This window comes from Rhodobacter capsulatus (assembly GCF_052363175.1).
In the GTDB taxonomy this organism is placed as follows: Bacteria; Pseudomonadota; Alphaproteobacteria; order Rhodobacterales; family Rhodobacteraceae; genus Rhodobacter; species Rhodobacter capsulatus_D.
In genome coordinates, this window is the sequence record NZ_CP198945.1 from 36,592 (window position 1) to 53,265 (window position 16,674).

11 protein-coding genes and 2 pseudogenes are annotated in these 16,674 nt (G+C 60.4%); 1 reads left to right on the forward strand and 12 read right to left on the reverse strand.

All coding sequences use genetic code 11. From position 1 onward, the window contains the following. Positions 1–38: 38 nt before the first annotated feature. The 3 genes from ACTTAI_RS00245 to ACTTAI_RS00255 form a co-directional block, all read right to left on the reverse strand. Complete coding sequence (locus tag ACTTAI_RS00245) at positions 39–239, reverse strand: hypothetical protein (RefSeq protein WP_444451300.1); 201 nt, start codon at positions 237–239, stop codon at positions 39–41. Between the two features lie 112 nt (positions 240–351). Further along, positions 352–756 carry a single-stranded DNA-binding protein gene (locus ACTTAI_RS00250; RefSeq protein ID WP_444451368.1) on the reverse strand — a complete coding sequence of 135 codons (405 nt, stop codon included), beginning with the start codon at positions 754–756 and terminating at the stop codon, positions 352–354. Between the two features lie 558 nt (positions 757–1,314). Beyond that, positions 1,315–2,334, reverse strand: a complete 1,020-nt coding sequence (locus ACTTAI_RS00255; protein ID WP_444451370.1) for a nucleotidyltransferase family protein — start codon at positions 2,332–2,334, stop codon at positions 1,315–1,317. Positions 2,335–2,752: 418 nt separating this feature from the next. Between ACTTAI_RS00255 and ACTTAI_RS00260 the strand changes: the two genes are divergently transcribed. Further along, positions 2,753–3,892 carry a Fic family protein gene (locus tag ACTTAI_RS00260; protein WP_444451372.1) on the forward strand — a complete coding sequence of 380 codons (1,140 nt, stop codon included), beginning with the start codon at positions 2,753–2,755 and terminating at the stop codon, positions 3,890–3,892. On the opposite strand, the pseudogene ACTTAI_RS00265 reads toward ACTTAI_RS00260, so the two are convergent. The 9 genes and pseudogenes from ACTTAI_RS00265 to ACTTAI_RS00305 all read right to left on the reverse strand — a co-directional run bounded on the left by ACTTAI_RS00265 (position 3,864) and on the right by ACTTAI_RS00305 (position 16,674). Beyond that, positions 3,864–6,957: pseudogene (locus ACTTAI_RS00265) on the reverse strand (type III restriction-modification system endonuclease). The gene ACTTAI_RS00260 and the pseudogene ACTTAI_RS00265 sit on opposite strands and share 29 nt — an antisense overlap. Positions 6,958–6,966: 9 nt before the next feature. Next, positions 6,967–7,866, reverse strand: coding sequence for a DNA methyltransferase (locus tag ACTTAI_RS00270; RefSeq protein WP_444451373.1), 900 nt, complete (start codon positions 7,864–7,866; stop codon positions 6,967–6,969). Positions 7,867–7,886: 20 nt separating this feature from the next. Continuing rightward, positions 7,887–8,936: a site-specific DNA-methyltransferase gene (locus ACTTAI_RS00275; protein WP_444451375.1), complete on the reverse strand. Its 1,050-nt coding sequence runs from the start codon at positions 8,934–8,936 to the stop codon at positions 7,887–7,889. Between the two features lie 10 nt (positions 8,937–8,946). Continuing rightward, positions 8,947–9,696 carry a DUF4391 domain-containing protein gene (locus ACTTAI_RS00280; protein ID WP_444451377.1) on the reverse strand — a complete coding sequence of 250 codons (750 nt, stop codon included), beginning with the start codon at positions 9,694–9,696 and terminating at the stop codon, positions 8,947–8,949. Beyond that, positions 9,693–12,964: pseudogene (locus tag ACTTAI_RS00285) on the reverse strand (SNF2-related protein). Before ACTTAI_RS00285 ends, ACTTAI_RS00280 begins: the two are co-directional and overlap by 4 nt. After that, entirely contained in the window at positions 12,951–13,808 is an 858-nt protein-coding gene (locus ACTTAI_RS00290) for a WYL domain-containing protein (protein WP_444451379.1), read from the reverse strand. The pseudogene ACTTAI_RS00285 and the gene ACTTAI_RS00290 overlap by 14 nt, the downstream one beginning before the upstream one ends. Positions 13,809–13,991: 183 nt before the next feature. Then, on the reverse strand, positions 13,992–14,258 hold the full coding sequence (locus tag ACTTAI_RS00295; protein WP_444451381.1) for a WGR domain-containing protein: 267 nt from the start codon (positions 14,256–14,258) through the stop codon (positions 13,992–13,994). Between the two features lie 85 nt (positions 14,259–14,343). Further along, positions 14,344–15,276, reverse strand: a complete 933-nt coding sequence (locus tag ACTTAI_RS00300; RefSeq protein ID WP_444451383.1) for a DUF2493 domain-containing protein — start codon at positions 15,274–15,276, stop codon at positions 14,344–14,346. Between the two features lie 366 nt (positions 15,277–15,642). After that, entirely contained in the window at positions 15,643–16,674 is a 1,032-nt protein-coding gene (locus ACTTAI_RS00305; RefSeq protein ID WP_444451385.1) for a DUF7146 domain-containing protein, read from the reverse strand.

A 16,674-nucleotide genomic window follows, 5' to 3' on the forward strand; every position in this document is an offset into this window, starting at 1 on the left:
TCCGACGACGAAGTTGCGAGCGTGAAAACTGGTTACCTCTATGAAATAGCGCCTTTATTATGGGTGCGGGCAGGCCCTGATAACCCGAGGATCGCAGTTTCAAATCCTACCTCGCAACCATCGTCAATCGCCTCACAGCCTCGCCAACCGCTTGGATCCTTGCATTTTGCCCAGCCTACCGTCGCACGACGAAAAATCGCGGCATCCGCATCGGGTGTCAGGGCGATCTTCTCGATCAAGCCCGCTCCTCGCGTGGACGCCTAACGCTATGCCGCGCGAGGCAAAGTGCCGCCTTGCGGCAGATCACGCCCGGCAGGTTTCCCCGCCGGGCTTTGGCCGAGGCCCCGTTCGTCAGAACGGGATCTCGTCGTCGCGGTCGATGAACTCGGGGCTTTCGCCCTCGGCAGCCTTCGGGCGGCTCAAGAAGTCGACCCGCTCCGCGATGATCTCGCAGCCGTAGCGATCCACGCCCGCCGCATCGGTCCATTTCGTGTAGTGGATGCGCCCCTGCACCAGAACCTTCATCCCCTTCTCGCAGTGCTCCGCCACCGTCTTGCCCAGACCGTTGAAGCAGGTGATGCGGTGCCATTCCGTGTCCATGATCCGGTAGCCGTTCTCGTCGCGCAGCACCCGGCCTTCCGAAAGCCGCGGCCGCGAGGTGGCGAGGCTGAAGTTGGTGATCCGGGTAGCCCCCTGGGTCGCGCGGACCTCCGGGGCCTGACCGATGTTGCCTGCGAGGATGACGATGTTTTGCATGAGAATTCTCCTGTGTGTCCTGTCGCCGGGGCCGTCCCTTCGACAAGACCCGGAAGAAGCCTGTCGGGCGCGGCGTGCACGGCGCGGGAACCGAGCCGGAAACCCCGAGGTCCGGGTGGCGCAGGGCCGCAGGCCAACACGGCCGGACCGGAGCGGGCGCGCGCACCCGAACAGGCTTAGATTGTGCGTCGAAGGATGTGCCGAGCGACGGCGGCCCAGGGGAGCCAGCAGACCCGCTCATCCCGCCCCGGCAACGACGGCCCCGCCCGCGCGCGGCCTGGGCGGCATCCACCAACGCGGCCAGAGCCCCTCTCTACGGCCGCGCCCGGAAGGCCGAGGGATGGCGAAGAACGCCGGATGAGGGATCCTCATGGACCGGCATGGCACTGAACAGCTGGAGACCGGGCGGCCGGTGATGGGAAAAGCACCCGGGAAGGGGAGAAGGTGGCGGTTGGGGCGCTCCGCCACAGACCGACAACGGCGGAAACGATCCGCAACGATGGGGCACGACACTCGGCGACCAATGATCCGAGCTTGAGCTGCTCCCCGGGCCAGCGCCTAGCCCAGTTTCGCGAGCCTATCTGCCGTCTCGGCCATTCGGGCAAGGCTTGCGTCGAGGCGCTTGCGCCAACGCGGGCCGCGGGATCGTGCATCCTCCCAGGCTTCGGCCAACTCGTCGGGGCGGTCTTGCGCGAGCACCTCGATCAGGAAGGCGGCCTGCGCCCGGTCCTTCGCGGATTTGCCGCGATCCGACCCTTCGCGACGCCGGTCGGCCACAATCAGCTTGTGGATCGCGAAGCGCTCGGGGCGCGGGATCTGCACGAGCACGCCCGAGCGATAGAGTGCGATCGCCGGGATCGGTTCTGCAATCAAGTAGTTGAGATAGTTCAGAGCTTGCGCAGAGACCCCAAGCGCGGGCAGGGGTTTCACCGTCTCGTCGCCGAACGCGGGCGTCAGGAACTCGACCATCACCTCCGACCGGCTCTGCCGCCATTTCCATATCTGTCGGTCCGATATCCCCGGCACGGGATCGAATTTCAGCGCCGAGAGGATGTCGCCCGGATCTTCTTCGACCTTGTCTTCCAGCGCGACCGAGAGCCGCTGGAAGCTCGCCAAGTCGATATCGCCGGTCTGTGCCAGCCGCTCCGCATCCATCCGCACGCCGAGTTCGCCCTGGTAGAGCGCGAAGGCCGCTGTTCCGATCAATGTCCCGCCGAGGCGAAACATCCCCGCCCGAGCGAAAGCGAGGAACAAAGAGCCGGTGTCCCGATCGGTGGCGATGTAGCCCTCGGCGCGCAGGATGCGGGTCAGGCGGGTCATCCTCTGGCGTCGCGCCTGTGCATCGGATTTCAGCGCCGCCGCCCGCGCCAGCCGGTCGCGAAGCTCGGGAGTGTCCTCGCCGAGATAGCGGCTGCGGGCCTCCGTCCCGAGCCGAAACCGCTCGTAAAGATAGGTTCGTCCGCCGCGATGGCGTTCTTCGATGGTGCCGGTCACCGCCGCCACGCGCTCGTCGTGATGCAGCCGAAGCAGGTCTTGATAAGCGGCCTGTGCGATCTGGCTGTGTGAGATGATCTCCATGAGGGACCTCGTGTGCAACGATTTCAAATTTGTCGCACATCATCCTATGTGCGACAAATTATTTTTTTGCTGCACATGGCCCTTGGGTGCTCTGCCGCGTTGATTTGCGAATTGCGAGCGCCAGAGGAAGTGAAGCCCGGCCGCCGGGCTTGAAGGGATGGCGAGAATCTCACCCGAGCTCGGCGCGCCAAGGATCCTGGCCATGACCCCCGGGTTTGGGGCGTCGCTGGATGTAACTTTCGAGGCAGCTTTGGCGCACAATAGATGTTATGCAACTCTCCGCGGCGTTCGGCGCTGGACCAGCTCCTCCTTCTGCTTGCGAGCTGTCCCGCCAAAACAGGTCGTTTGAGCAATAGCGTTGACTTTTATGCATCACAAATGCACCCTCTATGAGGCATAGAAGGATTCTCTATAACTCATGGCTTGGAACTGGACGCAGCCCGATTGGCCGGATTTCCGGTATGACGCCTCTGCCCTGACCCCCCTCGAGCAGAAGTTTCTGCTGTCAGCCGGAGAAATCCTCGGCGCAGTCCATCACATCGGCCAACCCGAGCGCGCGCAACTCCGCATCGAATTGCTCAGCGAGGAAGCGATGCAGACGAGCGCCATCGAAGGCGAAATTCTCGACCGCCTCAGTGTCCAGTCTTCCCTGCGCCGCCATCTGGGGCTGGATCCGGACAGCCACCCAGCGAAACCACGCGAACAAGGCGTCGCAGAAATGATGGTCGATCTCTACTCCAGCTTTGCAGACCCGCTGACCCACGAGACGCTTTACCGCTGGCATCGGATGCTCCTGTCCCATGACCGCCGTTTGGAAACCGTAGGGGCCTACAGGCAGCATGCTGAGGCAATGCAAATCGTTTCCGGCCGCCTCGACCGGCCGACGATCCATTTCGAGGCGCCCCCATCAACTCGGGTCATGCCCGAGATGGAGCGATACGCGGATTGGTTCAACAAGACCGGGCCGGGAGGCGCAGAACCGCTTCCAGCCCTGACGCGCGCAGGGCTAAGCCATCTCTATTTTGAAAGCATCCATCCATTCGAAGACGGCAACGGTCGCCTCGGCCGCGCCCTCGCTGAGAAGTCACTTGCGCAGAACATCGGCCAGCCAACCCTCATCTCGCTCGCCTTCACCATCGAGAAAGAGCGCAAGGCTTACTACGATCTGCTCGAGCAGCATCAGAAAACGCTCGATGTGACCGAGTGGCTCGTCTGGTTCGCGGAGATTGTCTTGAAGGCCCAACAGGTCACGCTCGACCGGGTGGGGTTTTTCATCAGCAAGGCGCATTTCTACGATCGGCACAGAGATCAGCTGAACGAACGCCAGGCCAAAGCCATCGCTCGAATGTTTCGCGAAGGCCCTGGCGGTTTCAAAGGCGGCCTCAGCGCCGACAACTATCTCAAGATCACCGGAACCTCACGCGCAACCGCGACCCGCGACTTACAGGACCTGGTCGAGAAAGGTGCGCTCAACCGAACCGGCGAGCGGCGCCACACTAGGTATTGGCTGAACCATTATCGCAAAATCTTCACGCAGGTCGCCCGACAATATCCATGAGTTTCGGATAGTCCGTAACAACATCATACTTAACCCTGTCAGTCATCGCTCTCGCGCTGATCTCATCGAAGAACTTTCGGGCGCATTCGATCTTGGTCTTTTCAATTTCCCGCAGTTTCATCGATGACATCGTGCCCTTCGTCTCGGCCACGAAGTAGATGTGCCGCACGCTGCCAGCCTTGAAGGATATTGCCCAATCGGGGTTATAATCCCCGACAGGAGTTGGGATTAAAAAACCACGTGGCAGCTTCGCATAGACCACGACCTCGCTGCTTGTATCCAGCTCCCGCACGAACGCTCTTTCCACGTCCGAGTCCGTGATCGCGTAGTCATAGACATGGTTCTTCAGCTTCGCCGTTGCCCGCGAGAAATCCTGGCCGGTCTGGTTGGCGGTGAAAATATCCACGTCGTACCGCTCGTCGACTTCATCATAGGCTAGGCGCTCGATCACCATCGTCGCCTTCTGTTCAGAAACGATACGCGACGCTTCGGCGATGAAGTGTTCGGGGTTCTTGGTGAATTGCTCGAAAACCGCTGGTGTGATTTGGCCCAGGATGGAGGCAGCCGTGTCTCGGGTTAGCTGAGCGTTCTCGGCCACTTTGCCCACGAGGTCATACTTCACCAAAGAGTGGACAGAACCGCCATGGCTGGTGGTCGTGTTCGTGACCTTGAATCCGTCACCGCTTCGCAGTTGGCCGTCGGTCAATCCGTCGTTTTGCACGCCGATTTGAACCGTGTACTGCAACGGGGTAACCCGCAACTGGCTATCCAGCGCGCTGACGCATTTGCGGATCAGCTCGACCGAGTCGAACTCGACCTGGTAGACCGCTTTCCGGTTGATGCGCGCCCAAAGCTCTTGGAACTCTTTCTTCTCGAAATTCGCATTCAGAGGATTGGTCTTTGGCTTACGACCGTCATCGACCTTAGGCAATTGCGCGTCGCTGAAGACGCTATCGATGAGCCGGAACACCTGTTCCGCATGCGGCTTCAAGTCGTCGGGAAGATCGGCCAGCACCCCTGTCTTCTTTGCATCGTGATACTTTTCAACGATGTTCTTGTGGCGGTCGACGTACCCGTTCTGCACCAGATAAAACTCTAGACCAGCGGCCATATCCGCGGTGAGTGGCACTGGCCCATGATCCGTCTGCAGTAGCTTACCTTCGAAGTATGCCTGCGTTGCCTGCTTCGGGCGCGACGAGAGGGTCTCCGCGATCTCCTGCTGAAGCCCGGCCACGAAATCCTTGTAGCTCTCGCTCGCCACCACAGTCAGCACGTTGATGTCATGCACAACGGCTGGGTGATCCATCCTGTCGCCGTGTTGGTCGACGCTCAGCCGCAGGCCACGCCCCACTTCTTGGCGCCTGGAGATGGTGTTGGCGCTGTGCTTCAGCATGCACATGACAAAAACGTTCGGGTTATCCCAGCCTTCGCGCAGCGCCGAGTGCGAGAAGATGAACCGGGTGGGTTCGGCGAAGGAAAGCAGGCGTTCCTTGTCCTTGAGGATCAGGTCGTAGGCCTCCACGTCGTCGGAATCCACAGAGCGGGCACCAACAGCAGGATCTTTGAGGCGGTTCGTCTTCTTGTCGATCGAGAAGTACCCGTTGTGGGTTTTGACCGAAGCGATGCCCTCGAGGTATTTCCGGTACGCCTCGTTGTCGATTGCGAGCTCCGACAGATACTCGGCCTTCAGCAGCTCGTACTCTTCCTCAAAGACCCGGGCATATTCGCCTTTCTCGTCGGCCTGATCGTAGTCTCGGTACTTAACCACCTCGTCGATGAAGAATAGCGACAAGACCTTGATGCCCTGCGCGAACAGCTGCTTCTCCTTGTCCAGATGCGCTTTGATCGTCTCGCGGATCTGGATGCGGCGGATGTCGCGCTCTGAGACGTCCCCGTTTGCTTCACCAGCCCTCAGCACTTCGCCGTTGGTAAATTCGACCGTGTCGTTCACTGCATCGATTTGGCTGATCGTGAAGCCGCGGTATTGGTCCAGCTCGCCGGACTTCACGAACAGGTCGTCACGGAACTCAAGACGCTTCAGCTGACGCTTGATCTCACCAGTGGCCAGCTTCACCTCCATCTCGATCCTCGCCACGGGGGCCTTTTTCGAGATTTCGATGCCTTCGAGGTAGAGGTAGGCGTTGGTGCCGGCCAGCCCACGGGTCTGGATGCCGCGCACCGCGATCTTCTTCACCAGCTTCTGGTTATAGGCATCCAGCGCGTCCAGCCGATGAACGCGGTTGTGCTGGGTACGGTGGGTGGCCGAATAGCGCATGATGAACAGCGGCTTGAACTTCGGCAGCGCCTCCATCGTCGCCGCGCCTTCCATCTTCTGGGGTTCGTCCAGGATCAAGATCGGCCGGTTCGAAGCGATCACGTCGATGGGTTTGCGCGACTGGAAGTCGTCTAGCCTCGTAGATTCGCCGGTTGTCCTTGCCGCTGGCGTTGAACGCCTGGATGTTGATCACCATCACGTTGATCCCGGCGTCGGACGAAAAGCTCTCCAGATCGTGCAGGCGCTTGGAATTGTAGATGAAGAATCGCGCCTTCTTGCCGTAGCTTTCAGTGAAGTGGTCGGCCGTGATCTGCAGCGACTTGTAGACCCCTTCGCGAATGGCGATCGACGGCACCATGATGATGAACTTCGACCAGCCATAGCGCTTGTTCATCTCGAAGATGGTCTTGATGTAGCAGTAGGTCTTGCCCGTGCCGGTCTCCATCTCGACGTCTAGGTGGACGCGGGTCGCGGCCAAGGCGTCGCGCTTGTACGTTGCTGCGACAGGCACACGCGCGCCTTGGGCGTTGAAGGTGGTGAAGTCCGTCAGCGACTGCGAGACGGGCAGGTTCTGGCCCCGCTGGACCTTCTGGATGTTCTCCAGGATCTGCACGTCGGTCAGGGCGAGGTCGGCGTTCTTGAAGCCCTCCTCGAAGGCGCTGGCCTGCGCCTTGCGGCCGGGGTCGATGCGGTAGGTCAGGCCAGAGGTCATGGGCTGGCCGGCGAAGCAGTCGACCACGTCGTTGACGGCATTGGTCTGATAGGGCTGGACCTTGAACTTGAGCTTCATGGCGCGCCCTCAGATCGACTTGACGTCGGTGGAGGGCGAGAGCTGGCGGAAGATCTGTTCGACGTTGATCTTTACCGCGTCCGACACGAAGCCGTTGTCGCGGAAGACAACGCGTAGGGGCTCGTGCCCCGCGAGCTCTTTCACCAGATCCTCGGTGATGCCGCGGTCGAAGCAGGCGACAAGGGCGTTGTCGTCGACGAAGAACACGGTCTTGCCCTGCACCGTTTCGCGGCGGATGGGCAGCGTCAGGTCCACGCCCCAATCGACCAGCACCTGGAACAGCAGGTCCTCGGCGGTGCGGCCTTCCTTGACGTTGTCGACCATGTCGAGCAGGTCGGACTGCTTCAACTCGTCCGGGCGGTAATAGACGTCCTTCATGTTCGAACTGTCCACCTTGAGCACCCGGAAGCCGACATCGCGGTTCCAGTTTGCGTGGCATTCGCCGTCAAGAACCTGCGCGCCAGCACGTCGGATACGCTCCCGACTGACCTCTGGGATCGTTTTGAACCCTGCCTTGAACGCTTCTGACTTTTCGTCCGCCACTTCATCAAGCTGGACCATGATGAATTTCCGGTTCCCGCCGTCTTTCGCGTTCTGAAGCATGACCGAATGCGCGGTGGTCGACGACCCAGCAAAGAAGTCGAGGATGATGTCATCGCCCTCGGTCATCATCTCGATGACTTCCTGCAGAACCAATTCGTCCTTGGGGAAGTCGAAAAGGTCGCCCCCCATCAGAGCCCGCAAGCGCTTCGAGGCCGCGCGGCCGTCTTGATAGAACACGCTGTAGGGTGTCTGGAGCTCCTTGTCTTTCAGATAGCTTTTGATGCAGGGCACTGCGTTCTCGTCGTCTCCGAAATGAACGCGGTCGTCATCAATCCACTCCTGCATGCGCTTTGGATCGCTTGTCATCCAGCCGCGTGAGGGAACCTTTACTGGTTTCTTGGTTCTTGGATGAAGCACCTCATACTTTGGCCCACCACCACCGGGCCACGAAATGTTATCGGGAAATAGACGCCTCGAAGATCAACGTGCGCGTAGTGCTTGTGGGCTTTCGAAGGATGACCGTCGGCCAGCGACCGATACCATCCCTTCATTCCTTCCGTCATCGCTTTGTAGTCGTTGCCGTGTTGGCGTTTCAGTCGCTCATACTGCGCATAGATCTCGTCCAGCCCTTCTTGCGCTGCCGCCAAGTCACCCCGCTCGCGCAGGTATTCGGAATCGCGCGCATAGCAGACGATGTATTCATGCGACACGGAAACCAGCCGCGAGTCGTTCTTGCGTCCAGCTGCCCAAACCATGTCGGCGACGAAGTTGGACTGACCGAAAATCTCGTCCATGATCAGACGCAGCCGTGGCTGTTCGCCCTCATCGCAGGACACGAAGATGGCCCCGTCAAGCGTCAGCAGGTTCTTCGCCAACCGGAGGCGCGGGGCGATCATGGTCAACCAATTGGAGTGGAAACGACCGTTGCCCTCCGGGTTCGCGACAAGGCGAGCGCCTTCCTCGCTCCGTTCTCCCGTCGCAATTTCCTGCGTCACTTGATCCGTGGCGAAACTGTCTCGATAAATGAAATCCTTGCCCGTGTTGTAGGGCGGGTCGACGTAGATCAGCTTGATCTGTCCGAGATAGGTGTCTTGGATCAGCTTGAGCGCTTCAAGGTTGTCGCCCTCAATGAACAGGTTTTTCGTCGTATCGAATTGAAGGCTTTCACCCGGAATGGGGCGTAGCGACTTGTTGATCGGCGCATTCGCAAGTGCCAATGCATCCCGCTTGCCCGGCCAGTCCAGCCGATACCGCTCTTGCGACCCCTCCACGATGTGGTCGCTCAATTCCTGACGCAGTTGATCGAAGTCCACCGCCAGACGCACCGCCCCCGTCGCCTCGTCCTGCGCCTCGGTCACACAAGCGGGGAACAACTCGCGGATCTTCGCGATGTTGTCCTGGCTCAGGTCGGGGCTGTGCATCTTCAGCTTGTCCATGCTCGTCCTCTCAATCGTTCGTCGCGGCGGCGCTGGGGTGTGCCCCTGTCAGCCGCTCCAATTCCTGTTTGGCCGCGCGCAGCTCGGCATTGATCGCCACGCGCTTGTTGAATTGCCTCTCGCGCCCCAGCCGTGCCTTGATCCGCTCTACCTCGCGCGTCTGCGCCTTGATCGCCTCGGCCTGCGCGATGCGCTCTTCCAGCGACATGGGGCGGTCCGCCTCGGCAGGGCTGAGGGGCGTCTGCGGTGCCTCGCCCACGCCGGGGACCAGCCGGGCCGTCTGCCCGGCCACCAGCGGCTCGAGCAGCCGCTCGTACAGCGCGCCCATGTTCAGCGCTACAGGAAGGGGCGCGCGGGCTGCGTCCTCGGGCAGCCAGTCCCCTTGGAAATAGTCGCCCACCACCCAGCGGGCGCCGTCGGCCTCACTCGGCCGCTTGTAGGCCGCGGCCAGCCTGACGCGGCCACCATGTGCCACCTCGAAGATCAGCGGAAAGGGGATGGCCTTGTCGATGGCGCGCAGCACGGCCGGGTCGAGCGACGCGGTACGCGCGGTAATGCGGAAGACCTGTATCTCGGCCACCTGCTTGGTCGCCGCCAGATTGACCGTCTCGGGCGCCAGCTTGTGCGACCAGGTGATCTGATCCACCTCGCGCACGAAGAGGTCCTTGAGTCCCGTATTCGCCCCGGCATGTTCGTAGATCTTGTTCTTGGGGATCACGCGCCCGAAGGCGCTTGCGCGGGGCCAGTCGTAGAGGGTCATGGGCCGCCCCCTTCGATGACCAGGAAGGCGATCAGCTCGAAATCGTCCAGCCCCTTGATGGTATGGGTCAGCGCCGTGGTGCGCCCGCCGCTGAACAGGCTGTCGATGTCCTTCTCTTCCTTCACCTCAATCATGGAACGGATCGCGCTGGAGAGCAGATCGGAATAGCGGCCCATCTTTCGCCCGTCTTCGGTGCGTTCGTTGAAGATGCGGCAAACGTCTCGGATGGGCTCGATGCGTCCTTTGCAGCTGGATCGGATCAGGTCGAGCAAGCGCTTGACCTCGGTGTGGTCGGCGACGATCTGGCCGTCGTCGTCGATGTAGACCAGGTAGAAGGGGTGCAGCCGGTTCTGCTGGTTGACGTTCACGCTGTCGTGGATGTTTTTCAGCGCGAAGATGACACCGGGTTGCAGGCCGAGCTCCGGCTGCGCGGGGACCACGGCATGCATGCCGAAGGGCACGTTGTCGAGCTCGCCATGGGCCTTGACGTAGTTGAGCAGGTCCATCCGGAAGTCGTTCAGCCCGAGATCGGTGATCGAGATGCCTGCCTTCACGTCTTCGAGCTCGATAACTTCGTCCTGGAGCCGCTTGAGCTGTTCCTTGCGGTAGGCGATGTCGCTCGACTTGGCCGTGAGCACGTTGTCGTCGCCGGTCGCGGTGATGTCAGTGATCACCATCCGGTTTTCGACGCGCTCCTTGAGGTTGATGTATTCGTCGAGCGTGATGTCGGGCCAGTAGTTGACCAGCTGGATCTGGCTGTTTGGGGAACCGATCCGGTCGATCCGACCGAAGCGCTGGATGATGCGCACCGGATCCAGTGGATGTCGTAGTTAATCAGGAAGTCGCAGTCTTGCAGGTTCTGACCTTCGGAGATGCAGTCGGTGCCGATGAGGATGTCCAGCTCGGCCGGATCGTTTGGCAGGACGATAGCTTTCTCTTTCGAGCGCGGAGAAAACAAGGTCAGGACGCTCTGGAAGTCGTATGACTTCTTGAGCGTGGTTTTGGGGGCGTCCGAACCGGTGACCTTACCGACATGCAGTCCGAGCTGGTGTGCGAATGGCGCCAGGTTGTCGTAAAGATAATTTGCGGTGTCAGCGAACGCGGTGAAGATCAGCACTTTCCTGTTCCCAGGATTCAGCGGCTCATCAACCTTCTGTCTGATAAGGGCAAGCAGATGCTGGAGCTTGGCGTCGTCCGCCGGTTTGACCTTTTCCATTGATGCGACCAGGTCTTCGATCAGGACAAGGTCGGCAGCTAGGTCGTGCTTCCAGGAGGGCAGGTCCATGTCTGCGAGACTGATCTGCACCTTCTTTCCGACCGTGAATTCATCGAGGCCCGAAAGATCATCGTCTTCCGGGTCGAAGTCACTCATCTCCGCAAGGTGGTCACTTACGCTCCCGCTACGTCCCGTTTTCTCGAAATCGTCTATCGCGTCGAGGGTGCGCGATATGTTGGCACCGAGAGACCGAAGCGTAAGCCGGAATGCTGCGACCGAGCTCTCCAAGCGTTTCAGTAGGTTGGTCGTCATAAGGGCCTGAAGGCTGCGCTCGCGATCGGCCTGCCTCAGTTTGCCCCGACCGCCCTCGGTCTGCGTGTCATAGATTTCCTCATACTTCCGCAGCCGGCTCGGCAGGATGTAGCTGATAGGCGCATAGACTGCCAGCTTGAGCACCGAAAGCTGCGAGAAGATATCGTTGAAACCCATCACGTCGGTTCGCTCGGTGATTGGCCGATGATGTGAAAGAGGTTTGCGTCTCTGGGGAAACGTTCCGATGTCTTTTGTGTCGTAGAAGGTTTCGATGTGCTTCCGCGAACGGGCAATCGTAACGGCATCGAGAAGCTCGAAAAAGTCAAAGTCCAGTGACTTCAATATCGACGCGGCGGTCCTTTCCTCCGACGGCAGAGCGGACCATTCGTTGAATGCGGTCTGAGCCCGTCGGAAGATCTCCTCAATGGTGGCCTGACTCTTCAGGCTTTTGCTGAGCGTCTCCGACTGTCCCTCGTATGCCAGTGCCAACTGGTTGCGGAGATCGGTGAACTTGTTATTCACCGGCGTCGCGGAAAGCATCAGGACCTTGGTCTTCACGCCCGCGCGGATGACCTTATTCATGAGCTTTTGATACCGCGTTTCCCGGTCTTTGTAGACATCATTGTTCCGGAAATTGTGGGACTCGTCGATCACGACGAGATCGTAATTTCCCCAGTTCACGCGATTGAGGGGAATGCCAAAGGACTCGCCGGAGGTCCGTGAGAGATCGGTATGGCATAGCACATCGTAGTTGAACCTGTCCTTGGCAAAAATGTTTGTGGTCAGGTTCGAGTTATAGTTGCGCCAATTATCTGCGAGCTTTTTCGGGCAAAGGACCAGGACCGAGCGATTGCGCAATTCATAGTATTTGACCACCGCCAAGGCAGTGAACGTCTTCCCAAGGCCCACCGAGTCCGCGAGGATACAGCCGTTGTAAGTCTCGAGCTTGTTGATGATGCCGGTCGCTGCATCTTTCTGATAGTTGAACAGCTTGTTCCACACGAGGCTGTCCTGATAACCTGTAAGATCGTTCGGCAGAACATCTTCGTCGACTTCATCAAGGAAGTCTTGGAAAATGCTATATAGCATCGCAAAGTAGACGCGCTCTGGAGAGTTCTCCTGATAGACGGACTCAATATGCTCGCAAATGGCAGAGGTTACGTCTTTCACCTTGTCCGGGTCCGACCAGATCTGGTCGAAAAGCTGAAGGTACATCTTCGCATGCGCAGGGTCGTCAAAACGTGTGACGAAGTTTGAGACCGCATCGCCTTTTTGATAGCCCAAATCCACGGCGGTAAAGCCGCTGATGGGCATATATCCCACCTCTCCATCAGAGCCTGCAACGTGCATGAACTGCTGCATCGGCGCCTTGCTCGTGTTGGAGCGGAACCTGGCCTTCTTGCGGATCCAATCTGCGCATTCACGGGCTACAGCGCGCTGGGTTAGCTTATTGCGAAGCTGGATCTCGAATTCCGTACCATAAAGGCCGTTTTCGCGCCGAGCCTTCGGGATGAAGAATTCCCGGCGCTCTTTCCGAAGACGATCCGTAACTTCCGTCGGAACGAAGGTCGGGGCCGTAAAAATGAAATGCAAACTGTCGATCTTCGAGAGTTCAGCTTTTAGCTCCTCGAATGCATAAATCGAAAAACACGATGCCGCGATCCGCAAACGCGACCCGCGTCTAATGGAGGCCTTCAGGTCATCTCCGAGCAGACGCGATGTGTTGTCAATAATTTGCATCGACGACCTCTCGGTTCAGAAGAACAATCTGCTGATCCTGCGGCTTCCTAGCGGATGGATCCGTGTCCAGCCCAAGGCGCTTGAGGGTGTAATATAGAAGTGCGCGGCGAACCTTGATCTCGGCTTTACCGTCCTTCATGCCGTAGTCAAGCGCGATCACCTTGGCCTGCGTCTCGGACAGGCCCGGGTGGGGTGCCACTTCCAGCGTGACCTCCGAATGCCAGTCCTCGTCTTCGGCGGCAGAGGTCACAGCCTCGGCGGTCCCGCGCACTTCCAGCATCCGCGACAGCAGGAAGTCCTTGAAGCAATGGTCCGTCATGCAGAAGGCTCGCGCATGCCAACGAAACCCATCGAAGGCGATGGCATGGGGCGCAATCCAGCGCCAACGCGGCTCGGGATTGGACAGGGATTGGTAATTGACCTCTATCGCCTCGGCGCGGCGAATGGCGCCAACGACCGCGCGCAAGGTTTCAGGATGAACACCGCGCGCAGGGGTTGGCGTCGAGGCAAAGGCCGGCAGGTCGGTGGTCCAGAAATCATCGCGGTCGAGGAGCCCATCCTCGAGGGAGCGTAGCTGGGCTAAGTAGCGGCCAGCGTCCAGCTTCCCGAACACAGACTTGAACCCCGAGCCGCGCACATAGGTGCGCGCGCTCTTATCGTAGATCATATTGTCGGGGGCGAAGCTGATGTAGCGATTCAGGTCGGATGAAGCCTGGTTCACCGACAGCCCGAACTGCTCCATGACATCGCTTCGGTTCACATGCCCCTCCCAAAACAGGCGAAACTCGATGAACTCGAGCCGCTGCTCGACGCCCCAACGAAGCTCCAACCTATCGTGTTCCACTAATCGCTCCCGGCTTGCTCTATGCACACGATTACCATACGCGCCCATTTTCTGTGCACGCACTGACCTTATGGAGCGACATCGAGATTATCAATCGAATTTCAAAGCATCGCCTTGGAAGTCGATCTCTCACGAGAATACACATCAGGGACGGCTTGGCACCATCCAAGCACAATGATTTAACTAGCTCGAACGTAAGTATCCTCGGCGATGCTTCGTCGCTGCGAGCTTCAATAGGGCGGTCACAGCATGCCCCTCGTCCAAGTGCTGTTCGATTAGCATCTGCCCTCGAAACCCGATACGGCCCCATTCCCGCACGAGGCATGCGCCGCCAAACAGGTCCGGCTGAACGCTCATTCGATAGAAGCGCCGCATGTTGAGAGACGGATCTATCCGCTTGAGATCGACCGTCGTCAGGAACACTTCCATTTGCTGCGATATGTCGAACATGTTGTTGGCGCCTCTCTCCAAACCACAATATCAAGCGCCCTTCGACGTTTCCACAATGTTCTATCGCAGGCAAGAAAAAGGGGGCTCACGCCCCCTTCTCGAACTTCACGACCGGGATACCCAGCTTCTTGGCCTTGTCGGCGAGGTTCTCCTGGATGCCATTGCCCGGGAAGACGAGGACACCGACCGGCAGCACATCCAGCATTGCATCGTTGCGCTTGAAGGGCGCGGCCTTGGCATGCTTGGTCCAGTCAGGCTTGAAGGCCACCTGCGTGACGCCGCGGGTCTCAGCCCATTTGGCGGCGATGAGTTCGGCGCCCTTCAAGCTTCCCCCGTGCAGCAGGACCATGTCGGGATATTTGGTCCGGACCTGATCGAGCTTGCCCCAGATCAGACGGTGATCGTTGAAGTCGGTCCCGCCGGTGAGGGCCACCTTGGGGCCGGCGGGTAGCATCACTTCGGTCTCGGTGCGGCGCTTGGCGGCGAGGAAATCGCGGCTGTCGATCAGCGCAGCGGTCATGTGCTGGCGGTTCACCATCGAGCCGGTGCGGGGACGCCAAGTCGATCCCGTGTGACGAGAGAACTCCGTGGCGGCGTGATCGCGCATCGTGTCCATGCAGTTGCGCCGCTCGATGAGGGTCAGGCCTTCTGCCGTGAGGCGCTCGAGTTCGGTCGATTTCACCTCGGAACCGTCCTGCTCGCGCTGGAGGCGGCGCTGCGCCTGCTCGTTCTCGTCAAGCGACCGCTCGATCCGGGCCGTGGCGCGGTGGAAGAGGTTGACCTGGCCCCAGAGCATTTCTTCGAGGTCGGGTTCCATGCGGGTGTCCTCGAGAGTCGCGACGAGGGCATCGAAGATGTCGGCGACGGCAACCGCAAGGCGCTGCGCATCGGGCATCGGGCGCGGATCGGGCTCGTCGAAGGGGCGGTAGCCGTAGAGCTGCAGCTCTTCGAGCGCATGGGCGGTCTGGGAAACGGTGTGGGCGGGTTCATAAGCATCGTCGTGGGTGTGGAGCGTCATTGGTCTCTCTCCTCCGGGCCGGTCTCGTCCGCGCGTCACCCCGCGCGGCCTTCATGGGCAGCGAAATGCCGTCACTGGCGACGCCCCTTCACCCCCGCCCTCGGGGGCCGGAACACCGTGGAGGAGGACGGGGGGCGGCTGATTTGTCTCGCGATGCAAAGGCGGCTTTGCCGCCGACGGAAATCAGTCGCCCCCCGTCCTTGAAGGGGCGGCGCCTTTGACGGCCGCCTGCCCATCTCTTGAAGGCCGTGCGGGGGACGGGTGGATGAGCAAAGCCCGGAAAGAGGCAAAGCGACGGTCCAGAACCGCGACAGGGATGCATGCCCCCTGCCATACGCTCCCAGACCGCCCATTGCGCGATGCAGCTCAGGCCAAAAGCCGCCGCCGATCTTCTAGCCTGATCTGACCTGCCAGATGCGCGCGCAGCGCCACCTTGCCGTGCGCCCGAAGATCATCGTTGAAATCCCCAAGACGTGGCTCCAGCACCTGGCAAGCGATCCCGGCCTCGGAGGCTCTGGTGCTCAACCTCTCTGCCGCGCGCTGCCCGGCCGGATCGCGGTCGATGGCGATATAGAGACGCTGCAGCCCCTCCGGCAGCAGGACGGCCCCGAGGTGACCGGCCGAAAGCGCCGCCCAGACCGGAAGGCCGGGCACCGCCTCGCGCAAGGAGAGCATGGTCTCGATGCCCTCGCCGACCACGAGGATCTCGTCATGCGGGGTAAGCCTGACGGCATTGCCCAGAAGGTGACCCATGGCACGCCGCTGCGTTTTGACAGCCGCCTTTCCCTGTCCGTCATGCGCAAGCCAGGTCCGATGCACCCCCTGCAAGCCCCCTGCCCCATCGGTGACCGCAGCGATCAGGGCCGGTCTGGGGATGCTCCGGGTCTGGCCTTCTTCTCGATGCCAGCACTTCGAGTGGAAGCGTAGGGCGCTCGTCAAGCCACCTTGGGTCAAACCCCGGGAGCGGAGATAGGTGTCTGCAAGCGTGCGCAACACCGGCACCGAAGCTGCAAAGAGACGCGCGGCCGCCGCTGGCGTGCCGCCGGGGTCCTTGGCTTTCCTCGGCTTCGGTACATCCGAAAGAACCGGCTGCGGACGGCCAAGATGCGCCCGCGCCTCGGTCAGAAGATCGGGAAAGCGGGAGATCCCGGTCCGCGCACGGATGATGTCGAGGAGATCGCCGTGTTCGCCAGTCGCGCCATCGGTGAATTTCCCCGCGGCGCCCGGCCCGGAGGCGGGGCCGGTCAAGCGCACGAAGAGCGATCGTCCGGGGTTGTTTTGCAGATCGCCCACGATCCAGTAGGACCCTTCCCGCCGACCGGCGGGAAGATAATGGCGACAGACGCTTTCCGCATTCCGCGCGAGGTCGCGTAGAAGGTCTTCGGTTTCCAATGACAT